This window comes from Devosia sp. Leaf64 (assembly GCF_001421945.1).
Lineage (GTDB): Bacteria > Pseudomonadota > Alphaproteobacteria > Rhizobiales > Devosiaceae > Devosia.
On sequence record NZ_LMLO01000012.1, the window covers coordinates 471,310 to 486,105 of the forward strand.

Sequence of the window (14,796 nt, forward strand, 5' to 3'; positions counted from 1 at the left end):
GGCGGTCGTTGGCGCTTCACCGCGCAGCGGCCGCCTGCTACATCCGGTTCATGTCCAGCCTTACCATTCTCACCGTCCCCGCCTTCTCGACCCTCTGCAACGCCGCCTTTGCGCTCCGGCGCGAGGTGTTTGTTTGGGAGCAAAAAGTGCCGGAGGAAGAGGAGAACGACGAACTCGATCTGACGGCGACGCACTACGTGGCGATTGCCGATGGCGAAGTGGTCGGCACCCTAAGGCTCATCGATTATCCCGAGCACATCAAGATCGGCCGTGTCGCCGTGCGCCTCCATTATCGTGGCCGGGGCGTCGCGCGCCAGTTGATCGAAGCCGCAATGGCAGATGCGCGCCAAGATGGCCGAGACAGGTTCTATCTCACTGCCCAATCGGACAAACTCGGCCTATATCATAAGTTAGGTTTCGTCGAATTCGGGCCCGAATTTCTCGACGGCGGCATGCCGCATCGGGCGATGCGCGACTACGATAAAGATACCGCAACCTTATCCAATTAAGTCAAATTTAACGCATTAACCCGGCCAGCGGACTCCTGCCCTAATTCCTGCGCTATTGTGGATCTGTCGCTCATAGAGCGCGTCCTGCCGGGCGGCAACCAATGTGTGGTGCTACGGCAAGAACGCGAATTCTTGTCTTTTCGCAGGACGCGACTAATCCGCCAGGGAGGCGGAAAGGGCCGGCACCGCCTAGGCGGAAGCCGGCCTTTTCAATTTTTCTGCAGCAAATATTTCATGGTTCCCGAAAAATCGGAAAAAATTGCTCGGGAACGGGTCGTGGGGACGTGACGTTGTCTCATCATAACGGCCCATGCGGTGCTACCGGCAAGTAATCACCACATGGGCCTGTTCATGACAACGATGAACCTTTGGAGCCTACAATGATCCGCACGCTTTTGACTACTACGGCCGTTGCCGTGCTCATGGGTACCGCTGCTATTGCCCAGACCACGCCTGCTCCTGCCACGACGGAAACTCCGGCCATGGGCACCGAAGCTCCGGCAACCACCACTGAAACGCCAGCTATGGGCACTGAAACCCCAGCCGCTCCGGCAACGAGTGTTGAAGCTGCGCCTGTTGAATCTGGTGCTATGGAAGAAACCGACGTCAATGAGCCTTGGGATATGTCGGCCGGCTACACTGCCGCTGATACCGATAACCTCGGTTCGCGCCTGATCGGCCAGCCCGTTTATTCGAGCGCCGGTGATGACGCTGAAGAAATCGGCAATATCAGCGACCTGGTTTTCGACGCTGATGGCCAGATCACTGCTGTGGTGATCGGCGTTGGTGGTTTCCTCGGCATCGGCGAAAAGAGCGTTGCCGTTGATTTCAAGGCGCTTGAATTCACCGTTGCTGCCGACAACACCGAACGTTGGGTTGTTCCGACCACGGCTGATGCTCTGACCGCAGCTCCCGACTTCGTCTGGGCTGACGATGAGCCCGTCGATGGCGCGAACGACGCGATGGCCCCTGCTGCTGACGGCATGACCCCAGCCGCTCCGGCTGACACGATGGCACCGGCAGCTCCCGCCACCACCAACTAAGTTTCTCATAGGTCCTTGTTCACTGAGGACCCGAGAAAAAGAAAAGGCCCGCTTCTGCGGGCCTTTTTTCGTCTAACGAAGAGAGGCGCTTCAAGGGAAGCGCCGGGCACTAGCGCTTGAGAAAGCGCTGACGGGCTACCTCGTCGAAATCTGCCTGTTCAAGCTTGTTCTGTTCCTGGCGTTCGCGCTCATGTTCGCGCTGATCGAGCAGCTCGACCTTTTTCAGGTCTTCGAGCGCTTCGGCGAGCTGATCTTGTGCATTCTCGAGCTTGCCGCGCATATCATTGGCCGAGGCCAGAAGATTGTCGCGGCGCTGAAGTGCGGCCTTGGCAAAGGTGGAATAAGCAAAATGAGCGACATCGGAAATGCCGGTCTTGGTCTGCTCGATCTCGATCTGCTGATCGAGCTCAGAGGCCATGCGCTCGAAGTCCGCGACCATCATTTCGATCTGCATAACCTGCCGGCGCTTTTCGTCGACATTGAACTTCTTGAGCCGAATGAGGCTCTCGCTGCGCGATTTCAAGACCTGTACTCCTTACACATCAAGCCAGTTCCGAAAAGGCGTTAAGCCCTCCCGATAGACCCTAAGCATCGGCTTCCGCGATGATTTCCGCCAGGCGTCGATAGCCTTCGGCAACCGTCGTGGTCTCTTCCCGCTGCTGGCTCAAAAACGCCTCCAGCTTCGGGTTGATACCGATAGCAAGGTCCACATTCGGATCCGACCCTTTGCGGTATGCCCCCAACCGGATCAGCTCCTCCATGTCCGAGAATATGGACATGAGCTCCCTCGCCCTTGCCAGTACCGGCCGAAAATCGGGCGGTACGCACCCTGGCATGGTGCGCGAGATGGACCGGAGCACGTTGACGGCAGGATAACGTCCCCGCTCGGCAATTCCGCGCTCCATCACGATGTGCCCATCAAGAATGCCGCGCACGGCATCCGCAATTGGCTCATTGTGATCATCACCTTCCACCAAAACGGTAAAAAGTCCGGTAATAGAACCGGTCGTAGGCGTCCCTGGGCCGGCTCTTTCGAGCAAACGTGGCAATTCTGTGAAAACTGTCGGTGGATAACCCTTGGCGGTGGGGGGTTCGCCGATGGAAAGACCGATCTCGCGCTGCGCCATGGCAAAGCGGGTGAGCGAGTCCATCATGCAAAGGACGCGCTTGCCCTCGTCGCGGAAATATTCCGAGAGCGAGAGGGAGATATAGGCAGCCTGCCGACGCATGAGCGCCGCTTCGTCAGAGGTCGCAACGACGACGACGGCGCGGCGAAGGCCTTCTTCGCCGAGATATTCCTGAATGAACTCGTGCACCTCGCGGCCACGCTCACCGATGAGCCCAATGACCGAGACGTCCACATTGGTATTGCGCGCCAGCATCGACATCAGCACGGACTTGCCGACGCCGGAGCCGGCAAAGATGCCCATGCGCTGGCCTTCGCAGAGTGTCGTGAACGTATTGAGCGTGCGGACGCCGAGATCGAGCGGCGCGCCGACGCGCACGCGATCATGCGCCGCTAATGGGGATTGGCGAAGAGGATAGGATTTGGCGCCACGCTGAAGAGGGCCCAGCCCGTCGATCGGCTCGCCATTGGCATTGATGACGCGGCCGAGCCAGGACATCGACGGATTGACCGCGCCGTCATGGCGCTTAAAGACGGCCTTACAGCCAAGACGCACGCCGCTCAATTCACCAAAAGGCAGGCAAAGCGCATGGCCATCGCGGAAGCCGATGATCTCGGCAGCCAGGGTATCGCCGTCGCTGCCTTCGATCATCACCCGCCCACCTACGCGCAGTTCGCGCACGGGACCGACGACTTCGATAAGAAGGCCCTGGACCGATTTGACGCGCCCGAAAACCTCGACGTCGTCGATCGCATCGATGGCTGAAATCAGCGCCTTCATGAGTGGTCCTGCAACCCCGGTTCGAAAGAGACATGGTTTACGCGACGGCTCGAATCGAGCCCGTCACGAATCGCAAGATAACCGAACATTAACCAAATTTCGCTACTGGCTGAGCAGTAGGGTCAAAGGCAGGCAAAGGCCGAACTATGCCCAAAATCCCGGCACGACGACGAATGGATGAGTCGACTGAATCGCTTGTAGGCAACTTTTAACGTAATACTTTAAGAAATTTTCATCCGTTTTATGTTGCAATTTCAGACACTTAAACTTAAATCGTCCTAACGTCGTTTGCGTATTGCCGAACCGAATTAAACTTTGTTAACTATTTGAGCTTAGGCTTCAGTCATATCCAGTAGGGTTGGAGCGCGTGGGACGACTTGTCATCCACCGCGCAGGTTCCAGCAGGAACGAATGACAAGGGGAATATAATGCGGGTACTCCTCATCGAGGACGATAGCGCCACGGCGCAGAGCATCGAATTGATGCTCAAGTCTGAAAGTTTCAACGTCTACACCACTGATCTCGGTGAAGAGGGCGTCGATCTCGGCAAACTCTATGACTACGATATTATCCTGCTCGATCTGAACCTGCCTGACATGAGCGGCTATGAGGTCTTGCGGACCCTGCGCGTCGCCAAGGTTCAGACGCCGATCCTGATCCTCTCCGGTCTTGCCGGCATCGAGGACAAGGTACGCGGTCTCGGCTTCGGCGCCGATGACTACATGACCAAGCCATTCCACAAAGACGAACTCGTGGCCCGCATCCACGCCATCGTCCGTCGCTCCAAGGGCCATGCCCAGTCGGTCATCTCGACCGGCGATCTCATGGTCAACCTCGACACCAAGACGGTCGAAGTCCAGGGCGCTCGCGTTCACCTGACGGGCAAGGAATACCAGATGCTGGAGCTGCTTTCGCTCCGCAAGGGTACGACCCTGACCAAGGAAATGTTCCTCAACCACCTCTATGGTGGCATGGACGAGCCCGAACTCAAGATCATCGACGTCTTCATCTGCAAGCTGCGTAAGAAGCTCAGCGTCGCAACTGCAGGCAAGAATTACATCGAAACCGTCTGGGGCCGTGGCTACGTGCTGCGCGAGCCTGACGAGGCCGATGCCTATAGCGAAAACGTCGCCTAAGCGACCGCATCGCTTCAGCGTCATTCGTAAAAAGCCCCGCTCAACGGCGGGGTTTTTTATTGCCCAAAAAATCGCATCTGGCATGTCGAGCAAAGATAGGCCCACTCGTCGTCTCATCGAAAGCGCACTTCAAGTGCCAAGCCGATGGAGACTATCGATGTTGAGTTCCCTGACCATTGCCGCAGCCATTCTGCTGACAACGATTGGCGCGCAGGCCCAAGCCGAGGCCAAGGGCGACTATGCCGACGTCAACGGCATGCGCGTGTATTACGAGGTTTCGGGCGAAGGCGCGCCGATCGTCGTTCTGCATGGCGCCTATATGAATATCCCGGCCATGGGCGGGATTATCCCCGCACTCGCCAAGACCCACACCGTCTATGCGCTCGAATTTCAGGGCCATGGACGCACCGAAGACATCGACCGGCCGGTGACCTATCCCAATCTGGCGAGCGACGTCGCCGCTTTCATGGACGACGTCGGGCTCGAAAAGGCGGATATCTTTGGCTATTCCATGGGCGCGGCGGCCGCCTTGCGGCTTGCCATCGACCATCCCGAAAGAGTCGATCACCTGATTACCGCTTCGGTGAGCTATGACATGTCGGGCTCGCAGCCGGCATTCCTCGCCATGATCCCGACAATGGTGCCCGAAATGTTCGTCGGCACGCCCATGGAGGACGCCTGGAAAGCCCTCGCGCCTAATCCTGATGGTTTCCGGCCGTTTGTCGAGCGCATGATCGCGCTCGAGCATGAGCCGATGGCCTGGGGCGAGGACGTCAAGAAGCTGAAAATGCCGGTGCTGATCATCGGGGGGGATTCCGACATGATGACCCTCGAGCACCTCGTCAGCATGTACCGCCTGCTTGGCGGCGGCGAGCCCGGCGATATGGGCAAGCCCCTCTCCGCCTCGCGCCTTGCTATTCTCCCGGCGACCTCGCACACGGCCGTCATCGATCAGGTAGACCTACTGATGGGCTTCATGGAGCCTTTCCTCAATGGCGAAACGCCCAAGGGCATGTTCGATCAATAGTGGTTGGGGCCGGAGAGATGCAGTCCGGCCTTTTCCTCGCGTCTTTTCGCTGGCAATTTGCCCAGCGATCTGGAGGAGCCGATGAGCAATCGCACCGAAACGGACAAAGCCATCACGACTGTCTGGCGGCAGGAACAGGCGCGGCTCATCGCGAGCCTCACCCGTGTCGTCCGCGACATCTCGCTGGCCGAGGAACTGGCGCAGGACGCGCTCATGGCTGCGCTCAAGCATTGGCCGGAAACTGGCGTGCCGCGCAATCCCGGCGCCTGGCTGATGCAGGCGGGCAAGCGCAAGGCAATCGACTATTTTCGCCACCGCAAAATGGCGGCGGGAAAGCTCGAGGAAGTCGGGCGCACCATGGAGGAAGACGTGCCTGACGCCGAAACCGCCATCCACGACAGCATGGACGACGATGTCGGCGACGATCTCCTGCGCCTGATTTTCACCTCCTGCCACCCCATCCTGCCGGCAGAAAGCCGTGTTGCGCTGACTCTGCGGCTGATCGGTGGCCTGACGACCGAGGAAATCGCCCGGGCATTCCTTGCCAATGACACGACCATCGGCCAGCGCATCGTGCGCGCCAAACGCACCATTGCCGATGCGGGCCTGCCCTATGAAGTGCCGCGCGGCGCCGAGCGGGTGGAACGGCTCGCCTCGGTTCTGGGTGTTTTGTACCTAATCTTCAACGAGGGCTATTCCGCCACCGCCGGGGAAGACTGGATGCGGCCGCAGCTTTGCGAAGAGGCCATGCGCATGGGGCGCATTCTCACCCAACTCATGCCCGAAGAGGCAGAGGTCCATGGGCTTCTGGCGCTAATGGAAATCCAGCATAGCCGGGTCAATGCCCGCACAAATGCCAAAGGCGAGCCGATCCTCCTGCCCGACCAGAACCGGGCACTTTGGGATCAATTGATGATCCGCCGCGGCCTCAACGGGCTGCAACGCGTGACGGCACTCGGCGGTGACACTGGCCCCTATGCCCTCCAGGCAGCGATTGCCGCTTGCCATGCGCGGGCGCGGCGGGCCGAGGACACCGACTGGCGTCGGATCGCCTCGCTCTATGCGCTTTTGGTAGAGGTCATGCCCTCGCCCGTGGTCGAGCTCAATCGGGCCGTGGCGGTTTCGATGGCCGAGGGCCCTGCCCCGGCACTCACGCTCGTCGACGCCATCCGGTCAGGTGGTTTGCTCGACAATTACCACCTGCTCTATGGCGTCCGTGGTGATCTCCTGAGCAAGCTCGGGCGGCACACAGAAGCCAATCTCGATTTCCGCCGCGCAGCGGAGCTCACGCGGAACGAGCGCGAAAAAGCCTATCTCCTCGGACGCGCCGATGAGGCGATGTCAGCGCTGACGGCCTGACGATCAGGCCGCGACGATGGCGGGATCGAATTTGGCGGCCAGGATCGCGCGGTCGAAAGGCTTCATCATATAGTCGTTGGCCCCGGCCTTGCGGGCCATGGCGATGGCGCCGATGTCGTTCTCGACTGTGCAATAGACGATATGGGGCTTCTCGCCACCGATATAGGCTCGCAAATGCTTTAGAAATTCGAGCCCGCTCATGATCGGCATCTGCCAATCGAGGAGTATCGTGTCAGGCATGTTGACCTTGCACTTTTCGAAGGCTTCCTGCCCGTCTTCGGCCTCTTCGACCTCATAGTGCAAATCTTCGAGAATGCGCCGCGCGACCTTCCGGACGACGCTGGAGTCGTCAATGATCAGGCAGGTTGGCATCTAAAAACTCCGGGCAGCAAGGGCAACCCGGAGTATGCAGCGCAACTGGTTCGAGAAAGGTTAGCGCATACCGCTCGAAAATGGGGACTGATCCCCAAAAAGCGACATGCGCCAGACAGATGCGCCGGTTAGTCGGCCTTGAGGTCTTCGGACTTGGTCTCTTCGACCTTCACGTCTTCCGCCTTCGTTTCTTCAGCGGCCGATGCCTCCACGGCGTCCTTGGACTTGGGCAGAGCGGTAAAGAAGAAAACGTCCTGCTCGATACCGATATCGAGCTCCATATCGGTCATGCGGGCGAGAAGACCGGTGTAGAACGGCTGGATACCGCGCGCATCGACCGAGCCTTCATCGGGCATGCCCGACAAAAGGCCGGCAGAGCCTGAGGGGACCAGCGTCTTCTGGCGCTTTTCCGGATCGCTCTTGGAGCTGAATTCAAACTTTTCTTCGCCCGCAGGACCCGAAATACGCGCGCTGACCTGGCCGCCGCGCGGCACCGAACCCGCTGCGATCAGCAGCATGTTCATGAAGAGCTTGGCCTTGTGCTTGGGCAGAAGGATCAGTGGCACATCCCATTCGAGATCGGCCTTTTCGATGTCAAAGAGGATACGCGCAACGCGCTCGCATTCGCGTGTGTCGATATCGGTGCCGGCGGTCGAGGACGCTCCATAGGCGAGACGGGCAAATTCGAGCTTGGCGCGGCTCTGCTTGGCCGCGCTGGCGATCAGGTCGCGGGCGCCCTCCGACATATCGGCCTGGTTGGGATCGGCCAGGACTTCGAGGCCATTGCCGATGGCGCCGATGGGATTGATGAGGTCATGGCAAACCCGCGAGCAGAGCATGGCAGCGAGGTCTGTTGCCTTGAGCTCAATGATATCGGTCATCGTCGGTCTCCATACGCCCTCGCCCAAGGCAGAGGGGAATCAGTGTTGCGGAAGGATAGTGGGGAGCGTTGCCGAGCACTACTGCGTCGACAGTGTTTTGGATAAAGTGGGCCAGTTCTTGGCGCCGTTGCGCGCCGCAGCATCGGGTGCGAGGAGAAATGCCTCGCGGTTGGAGGCGGAATAAAAGAGAAAAAGCCGTTCCTTGAAAACGGTGTACATCCGCGGATCGGAATCCGACACAAAGCCGCGCGCCATGCTCATGGCCCCATGGCCGCCATATTGAGGCGCATAAATTTCCGGATGTTTTTTGAAAACCTCCATATTGGCCTCGTTGGCAAAGTGCCAGGGCGCGCCTTTCCAGGAGAATTCGAACTCGGGCTTGCCGGGCAGCGGTGCCGGATCGGTGAAATAGGACACCGGGTCCATGCCGCCTATGGCGATGCCGGTCAGGGGGTCGGTGGTGATGTAGCTCACGACCGATTGGGCGACTGCCGGGCTGAACTGGGCCGAAACCGGCCCGAAAAGCGGCAGAAGCACGGCAAACATGGTTAAGATTTGTTTAGAGGTTTGCTTCATGATCTGGCTCAGGAACGGCACGACGTCGACGGCAAATTTGCCGCAAAGACCTTAATGTCTTCGTAACCACGCTGAGCCGCCAAGGGAGCAGACCATGTTCAAACGCCTCGCCAAGATTGGCGCCCTCATTCTGGCGCTCGCCATGCCTGCGGCCGCCCCCGCTGTCGCGCAGGGCTCATTGAGCGATACCTATTCCGGCCAGGAACTGGTCGAGAGCGGACACCAGTTTTTCGGTTCCGCCTCCCAGGGCCTTGCCTCTGTCGTTGAAAAGGCCGTGAGCCAGTTCGGCTTGCCCAATGGCTATATTCTTGGCGAGGAAGCCGGCGGCGCCCTGTTCATCGGCGCCAAGTATGGCGAGGGTAAACTCTTCACCCGCAATGCGGGAGAATATTCAATCTATTGGCAGGGCCCGAGCATCGGCTTCGACGTTGGCGGCGATGGCTCCAAGGTCATGATGCTGGTCTATAATCTCAACGCTATTCAGGAAATCCTCGGCCGCTATCCCGGTGTCGATGGCTCGGCCTATGTGCTCGGTGGCTTCGGCATGACAGTGACCAAGCGCGGCAATGTCGTCGTGGTGCCGATCCGCTCCGGCGTCGGCGCGCGTCTCGGGATCAATGTCGGCTATCTCAACTTCACCAACGAGCCCACCTGGAACCCCTTCTGATCGGTTCGAGCGATAAAACGTGTAGGCAAGCCGGGGCACTTTCCCCGGCTTTTTCGTGACGGTGAGCCCCAAAGCCGTTAGGGTTAATCTTCGGCAAAGATGGTCAGGCCAGACCGGTCCGGCTTATTAATCCGTTGGGTCTGCCGGTGCAGCCGGAGTATGCGCGATGCTTATCGAAAATATAATGTACTTTGCGCTGGGCCTCTTAGCTGCGGGGCTGATCGCGCTCATCATCATGCCCGCGGTGTGGAAACGCGCCGTGCGCCTCACCAAGCGCCGCATTGAAGCGGCGACCCCAATCACCCTGTCCGAATTCCGCGCCGACAAGGACCAGTTGCGCGCCGAATTTGCGCTCTCGACCCGACGGCTCGAAATGAATGTCGAGGCTCTGCGCAAGCGCCTTGCCGAGCAGTTGAGCGACGTCAATCAGAAGCGCACCGATCTCGGCGCACTCAAAGCCGAACGCGACAAGCACCTCTCCGTCGTCACCGAACTCGAAACGCGGCAGGAAGAACTGCGGGCGCGCATCCTCGAGCTGGAAAAAGAAGGCACCGATCTCGCCCAGCGGCTGCGCATGCGCGAACGCGATGCTGAATCACGGCAGGGCGAAATCGAAAGTCTGCGCAGCAATCTGCGTGGTGGCCTCCCAGCCTCGACCATGGCGCAGGAAATCGGTCTTCTCGGCGATTATGAAGAGGACATGGAGCGTCTGATGACGGCGCTAGCCGTCGAGCGCAAGCGTGCGGCGTTCCTTGAAGATCAGGCGCGCAGCCTCATCGAGCGCCTCGAGAATTCCGATCGCCGCTCGACGGAATCGACCGCCGCGATTGCCGCCATGCGCAATGCCCTCGCCCGCCGCGACGCCGATCAGGAAGAAAGCGCCGAGGCTTTGACGGCAGCAGAGGCGCGGATTGCCAGCGCCGAAAACCGCCTCAATGCCCTGCTCGCCGAAAGCAGCGAGGCGGTTGCACAAAGCAATGGCCGCGCCGAACAACTTCTGGCCGACAAGCTCAACCTCGAAGACGAAGTCGAAAAGCTGCGCAAGAAGGTCGCCAATGTGGAATCTTCCATTCTGGCCGATTGGGACACCGAGCGGCTCGAAGAAGCGCATCTGCGCGAGCGGCTCAACGATATCGCCGCCAGCGTCAGCAAGCTCGTCTATGCGGTCGACAACGACGCGCCGCTGCAGGACGAGGTCGAAGAAAGCCTCTTTGACCGCGTCCAGCGCTTTGCCGACGATGGTGAATCCATGGGCACGCTCGCGCCCCCGCCAAGCGAGGGTCCACGTCGCGGGTCGGTGTCGGACCGCCTGCAGGCTCTGCGGGAAATTCAGGGGCGCTAAGGGCAAAGCCCCTAATTCCTACTCCGCCGAAATCGCCGTCGTCTGCCGCAGTTCACCGGTGCTCGCGTCAAAGACTGAGAGCATCACCGCGCCGCCGGCCTGATAGGTCACTTGGATCGTACCATCAACGCTGAGTGCCGAGAGCACTTCGGCGCCAGCCGGGACGCTGACGGTTTCGGCGATCGTTGGCGGCGGCGCATCGCGCATGACGCGATAGACAATCGCAAAGCCAACCGCCATAAAGCCGAGCAACATGATGCCCATGGCGAAACCCGCCGAGCGGCGTGCTTTTCCAATAGCGGCATTAGCCTCCGGCGTGAGCTCCCTCTCGTCAGGAAAGGGCGTATTGCCGGACTTGTCAGGATCACTCATGGCAGACGAAACCATTTCCGAATTCGAGGGCGAGCCGATCGAGCTTGTCGTCGATGAAACAGTGGCCGGCGGACGGCTCGATGCCGTTCTCGCCAAGGAACACGATGTCCTGAGCCGTAGCCGGATCAAGGACCTGATCCTTGAAGGCGCTGTCACGATCGACGGCAAGACCGTCAGCGAACCCAAATACCGGCTGAAGGCGGGCGAGACAATCGTCCTTCTTGCCCCACCCCCGGAAGATCCTGAACCGGTGGCGGAAAACATCCCGCTCGATATCCTTTACGAGGATGACGAGCTGATCGTGATCAACAAGCCAGTCGGCATGGTGGTTCACCCCGCCCCCGGCTCGCCCAATGGCACCTTGGTCAATGCGCTGATCTACCATTGCGGCGAAAGCCTCAAAGGCATCGGTGGCGTCAAACGGCCAGGGATCGTTCATCGGCTCGACCGCGACACGTCAGGCGTCATGGTCGCGGCCAAGACCGATCGGGCGCATAAGCACCTTTCAGCCCAGTTTGCTGATCACGGTCGCACCGGGCCTCTTCATCGGGCCTATATCGCCTTTGCCTGGGGCACGACGCAAAGCGCGCTCGGTACGGTCGATGCGCCCCTTGGCCGCGACCCCGGCAATCGCTTGAAACAGGCCGTACGCAAGGACGGCCGCGAGGCAATCACCCATTATGCTGTCGAAGCGCGTTACGGCGACGAGCGCTGGGATATCACGCGCATCCAGTGCCAGCTTGAGACCGGCCGCACGCATCAGATCCGCGTCCACATGGCCCATATCGGCCATCCACTGGTCGCCGATCAGGTTTACGCGTCCGGCTTCGCGACAAAGCTCAATCGCCTGCCCGAAGAATTGGCCGACGCCGTCCGGGCTTTGGGCCGGCAGGCACTCCACGCCGCGGAACTCGGTTTCGAGCATCCCGTCACCGGCGAAGAAATGACCTTTGAGGCCGATTTGCCCGATGATCTGCAGGCACTAGAAGACGCACTGGCGCCATTCGACAAGGCATTCGCCCGATAGGCACAGCACTGGTCACTCACCCAAGGGTGATCGAACTGCCTGGGGACCTGAGGCGTATACCTACCAGGCAGTTCGAATGCTGGCAGGAACCTTATCCGAATTGTAACGTTCGGACGTCTTTTGCCTCTTAAATTCGCCAAACTGCCGCCTATATATGGCGATGCGTCTCGTCTTGTGCCGCAAGGACAAGAGGAGATTTTCCGCCCGCGCCATGCGGGGGAATCAAGAAAGGGGGTGCACAATGGCCCAAACGAATTTGCCTGTCCTCTCGTCCGAGGGCGGACTTAGCCGTTACCTTCAGGAAATACGCCGGTTTCCGATGCTGGAACCCGATGAAGAATACATGCTTGCCAAGCGCTACAAGGAACATGCCGATCCCGGCGCGGCGCAGAAGCTGATCACCAGCCATCTGCGTCTGGTCGCCAAGATTGCTATGGGCTATCGCGGTTATGGCCTGCCGATCTCCGAAGTCATTTCGGAAGGCAATGTGGGCCTTATGCATGCGGTCAAGCGCTTCGAACCTGAAAAGGGTTTCCGCCTCGCGACCTATGCCATGTGGTGGATCCGCGCCGCGATCCAGGAATATGTCCTGCGCTCGTGGAGCCTCGTCAAAATCGGCACGACGGCCGCGCAGAAACGGTTGTTCTTCAACCTGCGAAAGGTGAAGGGCCAGATCGCGGCTCTGGAAGAGGGTAGCCTCCACCCCGACCAGATCAAGCAGATCGCGACGACGCTCAAGGTGACCGAAGCCGATGTCGTGTCGATGAACGCTCGCCTTTCGGGTGATGCCTCGCTCAACTCGCCCATGCGTGCGGACGAAGGCTCGTCGGAATGGCAGGATTGGCTGGTCGACGATACGCCCGACCAAGAAACGAGCCTCGGCGAAACGCAGGAATTCAGTGAGCGCATGGGCCTTCTTACCCAGGCTATGGACGTGCTCAACGAACGCGAACGCGCCATCTTCCAGGCCCGTCGCCTGCAGGACAATCCTTCGACGCTCGAAGAGCTGGCGCAGCAATATGACGTCAGCCGCGAACGCATCCGCCAGATTGAAGTCCGTGCCTTTGAAAAGGTGCAGGAAGCGGTCAAGGAAGCGGCTCGTCCGCACTGATCGACGACATCATGAGATGATGAAGGCGGGCCAAGTGCCCGCCTTTTTAGTTTTGAGGAACGGACGCCAGCCAGAGCGTGAACGGATCCTCTGGTGGGGCATTTTCGAGAGGCCCAAGAATTTCCGAGGCCGTTCGCGGGATGGTCACGTCGAACGTCTTGCTGACGAACTGCCGAAACTGAGCGGGCGGGCTATAGGGTGGCACGTTTTCAGCGCCGACGGTCGCCACGAGATTGGCATGCTCTTCTTCCGGCGTAATCCCAAAATATTCCAGCCAACACAGTTCGCCATAGCCGATCGCCATAAGCCGCAGCATATCGACGGGATTCTCGGTCAGCGTTGCCATCAACACCGAGCCGGAGCCCGAGCCCATATGGACGATAGAGAGACCGCCATCGTCACGGCGCCACAGCGCGGCGTAGGAGCCCTCGCCGCCGGTCGGGATGATGGGCGCTAGGCGCTCGGCATAGGCTTTGTCATCCGTACCAAGCCAAGCCTCGACATGGCCGGGATCGACCGGCTTGAAGCCGGTTTCGCTGGTGAGTTGGGCATCGGCCGATTTGACAAAGGCCATGCCGCCATCGCGCACGAAATTGTTGGCGTCGAGCCAGTCGATCGTGGTGACGAAGGCTTCTGGTAGTTCCATGCCGGGCGGCAGCGAGGCCGCGATCGCTTGCGTAAAACTGCTCATGGCAAATCCCCTGCCTGTCAGAAGCGGAGTGGCCGCGAGACCCGCAAGCACGCTGCGTCTATGCACTTTTGCGCGCCTCTTCGATCAGGTCCCAAAGGCGTTCTTTGCCGAGAATAAGGAGCCAGGGCGTGTCGTCCTCGGGCTCGACCACCACGTCTCCGCCCGTGCCTTCATTCGATGTGCCGATCAGCCCGCCGGGCTCAAGCGTGAGGCCATCCATGGGATAATAGAGCCCAGTCGAGCGCCGGAACTGGATCGGCACCAGCGGGTGGATCGACACCCGCTCTTTCGGCGCCGCGTCGAAGGCAATGCAGCCAGTCACGGCGAGCGCGACATCGGTTTCATCGACCAGCAACAGCTTTCGCGTGGGTGCATATTGCAGAACGGCACTAAGCGCGGCGAGCGTATGGTCGAGGCGCTTGCCGGTCATCCCAAGGGCAAGGGTCACCGGGGCACTGGTCGAATAGAGCGCCTTTTGGAAATCGGTGGTGATCTGCTCGGGGATATGGATGACGCGCGTGCGCTGCTCCCACCCGGCCCGATCCGAAAGGGAATCGAGATCGCCGATGATCGCATCGGGCGTCAGGCCAGCCGCGCCAATCGCGTCGCCGCCGCCATCGGCACCAACCAGCGCAATGCCGCGCGCGGCCAGATCCTGTAAAAGCGCGCTATCGACGGCACCGCCGCCGACAATGGCCATGGGCCGTTGAAAGACCAGCGGCACTGCGCCTGCGCCGCTTCCTGAAGTCACTTGCACTGTCACATTTCTCTCAATA

17 protein-coding genes are annotated in these 14,796 nt (G+C 59.9%); 9 read left to right on the forward strand and 8 right to left on the reverse strand.

Annotated elements, in window-relative coordinates; genetic code table 11:
* Window positions 1-50 precede the first annotated feature (50 nt).
* Window positions 51-509 carry a GNAT family N-acetyltransferase gene (locus ASE94_RS07730; RefSeq protein WP_062629882.1) on the forward strand — a complete coding sequence of 153 codons (459 nt, stop codon included), beginning with the start codon at window positions 51-53 and terminating at the stop codon, window positions 507-509.
* A 380-nt stretch (window positions 510-889) separates the two neighbouring features.
* On the forward strand, window positions 890-1,552 hold the full coding sequence (locus ASE94_RS07735; RefSeq protein ID WP_061909140.1) for a PRC-barrel domain-containing protein: 663 nt from the start codon (window positions 890-892) through the stop codon (window positions 1,550-1,552).
* A gap of 109 nt (window positions 1,553-1,661) precedes the next feature.
* Here the strand turns inward: ASE94_RS07735 and fliJ are convergent, their stop codons facing one another.
* Together fliJ and fliI are read right to left on the reverse strand one after the other, a co-directional pair.
* Entirely contained in the window at window positions 1,662-2,075 is a 414-nt protein-coding gene (gene fliJ / locus ASE94_RS07740) for a flagellar export protein FliJ (protein ID WP_061909142.1), read from the reverse strand.
* A 61-nt stretch (window positions 2,076-2,136) separates the two neighbouring features.
* Window positions 2,137-3,459, reverse strand: a complete 1,323-nt coding sequence (gene fliI, locus ASE94_RS07745; RefSeq protein ID WP_061909144.1) for a flagellar protein export ATPase FliI — start codon at window positions 3,457-3,459, stop codon at window positions 2,137-2,139.
* 428 nt (window positions 3,460-3,887) lie between these two features.
* On the opposite strand from fliI, the gene ASE94_RS07750 reads away from it, so the two are divergent.
* The 3 genes from ASE94_RS07750 to ASE94_RS07760 all read left to right on the forward strand — a co-directional run bounded on the left by ASE94_RS07750 (window position 3,888) and on the right by ASE94_RS07760 (window position 6,981).
* The gene (locus ASE94_RS07750) at window positions 3,888-4,595 is read left to right on the forward strand and encodes a response regulator transcription factor CtrA (protein ID WP_061909146.1); all 708 of its coding nucleotides are present in this window, start codon (window positions 3,888-3,890) and stop codon (window positions 4,593-4,595) included.
* 157 nt (window positions 4,596-4,752) lie between these two features.
* The gene (locus ASE94_RS07755) at window positions 4,753-5,622 is read left to right on the forward strand and encodes an alpha/beta hydrolase (RefSeq protein WP_062629883.1); all 870 of its coding nucleotides are present in this window, start codon (window positions 4,753-4,755) and stop codon (window positions 5,620-5,622) included.
* Window positions 5,623-5,703: 81 nt separating this feature from the next.
* Window positions 5,704-6,981, forward strand: a complete 1,278-nt coding sequence (locus tag ASE94_RS07760) for an RNA polymerase sigma factor (protein ID WP_062629884.1) — start codon at window positions 5,704-5,706, stop codon at window positions 6,979-6,981.
* 3 nt (window positions 6,982-6,984) lie between these two features.
* Here ASE94_RS07760 and ASE94_RS07765 read toward each other — a convergent pair whose 3' ends face one another.
* The 3 genes from ASE94_RS07765 to ASE94_RS07775 all read right to left on the reverse strand — a co-directional run bounded on the left by ASE94_RS07765 (window position 6,985) and on the right by ASE94_RS07775 (window position 8,810).
* A complete protein-coding gene (locus tag ASE94_RS07765; protein WP_062629885.1) occupies window positions 6,985-7,353 on the reverse strand; it encodes a response regulator in 369 nt (122 codons plus the stop codon).
* 128 nt (window positions 7,354-7,481) lie between these two features.
* Entirely contained in the window at window positions 7,482-8,234 is a 753-nt protein-coding gene (locus tag ASE94_RS07770) for a histidine phosphotransferase family protein (RefSeq protein WP_082461055.1), read from the reverse strand.
* A 78-nt stretch (window positions 8,235-8,312) separates the two neighbouring features.
* Entirely contained in the window at window positions 8,313-8,810 is a 498-nt protein-coding gene (locus tag ASE94_RS07775) for a YHS domain-containing (seleno)protein (protein WP_082461057.1), read from the reverse strand.
* Window positions 8,811-8,952: 142 nt separating this feature from the next.
* Here ASE94_RS07775 and ASE94_RS07780 point away from each other — a divergent pair, with 142 nt between their 5' ends.
* Both ASE94_RS07780 and ASE94_RS07785 read left to right on the forward strand, forming a co-directional pair.
* Window positions 8,953-9,477, forward strand: a complete 525-nt coding sequence (locus ASE94_RS07780; RefSeq protein ID WP_244484007.1) for a DUF1134 domain-containing protein — start codon at window positions 8,953-8,955, stop codon at window positions 9,475-9,477.
* Between the two features lie 166 nt (window positions 9,478-9,643).
* A complete protein-coding gene (locus ASE94_RS07785; RefSeq protein WP_062629888.1) occupies window positions 9,644-10,819 on the forward strand; it encodes a hypothetical protein in 1,176 nt (391 codons plus the stop codon).
* Between the two features lie 18 nt (window positions 10,820-10,837).
* On the opposite strand, the gene ASE94_RS07790 is transcribed toward ASE94_RS07785, so the two are convergent.
* Window positions 10,838-11,191, reverse strand: a complete 354-nt coding sequence (locus tag ASE94_RS07790; protein WP_062629889.1) for a DUF6476 family protein — start codon at window positions 11,189-11,191, stop codon at window positions 10,838-10,840.
* On the opposite strand from ASE94_RS07790, the gene ASE94_RS07795 reads away from it, so the two are divergent.
* Together ASE94_RS07795 and rpoH are read left to right on the forward strand one after the other, a co-directional pair.
* Window positions 11,190-12,218: an RluA family pseudouridine synthase gene (locus ASE94_RS07795; protein ID WP_062629890.1), complete on the forward strand. Its 1,029-nt coding sequence runs from the start codon at window positions 11,190-11,192 to the stop codon at window positions 12,216-12,218. The genes ASE94_RS07790 and ASE94_RS07795 overlap by 2 nt on opposite strands.
* Window positions 12,219-12,459: 241 nt before the next feature.
* Complete coding sequence (gene rpoH, locus ASE94_RS07800) at window positions 12,460-13,329, forward strand: RNA polymerase sigma factor RpoH (protein WP_062629891.1); 870 nt, start codon at window positions 12,460-12,462, stop codon at window positions 13,327-13,329.
* A 46-nt stretch (window positions 13,330-13,375) separates the two neighbouring features.
* Here rpoH and ASE94_RS07805 read toward each other — a convergent pair whose 3' ends face one another.
* A complete protein-coding gene (locus ASE94_RS07805) occupies window positions 13,376-14,020 on the reverse strand; it encodes a hypothetical protein (RefSeq protein ID WP_062629892.1) in 645 nt (214 codons plus the stop codon).
* Between the two features lie 58 nt (window positions 14,021-14,078).
* On the reverse strand, window positions 14,079-14,771 hold the full coding sequence (locus ASE94_RS07810; RefSeq protein ID WP_156352015.1) for a thiamine diphosphokinase: 693 nt from the start codon (window positions 14,769-14,771) through the stop codon (window positions 14,079-14,081).
* Between the last annotated feature and the right edge of the window lie 25 nt (window positions 14,772-14,796).

Excerpts from the sequence above, each read along its gene's own strand:
- ASE94_RS07730 (WP_062629882.1), top strand. The coding sequence starts at position 51 with ATGTCCAGCCTTACCATTCTCACCGTCCCCGCCTTCTCGACCCTCTGC.
- ASE94_RS07735 (WP_061909140.1), top strand. The coding sequence starts at position 890 with ATGATCCGCACGCTTTTGACTACTACGGCCGTTGCCGTGCTCATGGGT.
- fliI (WP_061909144.1), bottom strand. The coding sequence starts at position 3,459 with ATGAAGGCGCTGATTTCAGCCATCGATGCGATCGACGACGTCGAGGTT.
- ASE94_RS07750 (WP_061909146.1), top strand. The coding sequence starts at position 3,888 with ATGCGGGTACTCCTCATCGAGGACGATAGCGCCACGGCGCAGAGCATC.
- ASE94_RS07755 (WP_062629883.1), top strand. The coding sequence starts at position 4,753 with ATGTTGAGTTCCCTGACCATTGCCGCAGCCATTCTGCTGACAACGATT.
- ASE94_RS07760 (WP_062629884.1), top strand. The coding sequence starts at position 5,704 with ATGAGCAATCGCACCGAAACGGACAAAGCCATCACGACTGTCTGGCGG.
- ASE94_RS07765 (WP_062629885.1), bottom strand. The coding sequence starts at position 7,353 with ATGCCAACCTGCCTGATCATTGACGACTCCAGCGTCGTCCGGAAGGTC.
- ASE94_RS07770 (WP_082461055.1), bottom strand. The coding sequence starts at position 8,234 with ATGACCGATATCATTGAGCTCAAGGCAACAGACCTCGCTGCCATGCTC.
- ASE94_RS07775 (WP_082461057.1), bottom strand. The coding sequence starts at position 8,810 with ATGAAGCAAACCTCTAAACAAATCTTAACCATGTTTGCCGTGCTTCTG.
- ASE94_RS07780 (WP_244484007.1), top strand. The coding sequence starts at position 8,953 with ATGCCTGCGGCCGCCCCCGCTGTCGCGCAGGGCTCATTGAGCGATACC.
- ASE94_RS07785 (WP_062629888.1), top strand. The coding sequence starts at position 9,644 with ATGCTTATCGAAAATATAATGTACTTTGCGCTGGGCCTCTTAGCTGCG.
- ASE94_RS07795 (WP_062629890.1), top strand. The coding sequence starts at position 11,190 with ATGGCAGACGAAACCATTTCCGAATTCGAGGGCGAGCCGATCGAGCTT.
- ASE94_RS07790 (WP_062629889.1), bottom strand. The coding sequence starts at position 11,191 with ATGAGTGATCCTGACAAGTCCGGCAATACGCCCTTTCCTGACGAGAGG.
- rpoH (WP_062629891.1), top strand. The coding sequence starts at position 12,460 with ATGGCCCAAACGAATTTGCCTGTCCTCTCGTCCGAGGGCGGACTTAGC.
- ASE94_RS07805 (WP_062629892.1), bottom strand. The coding sequence starts at position 14,020 with ATGAGCAGTTTTACGCAAGCGATCGCGGCCTCGCTGCCGCCCGGCATG.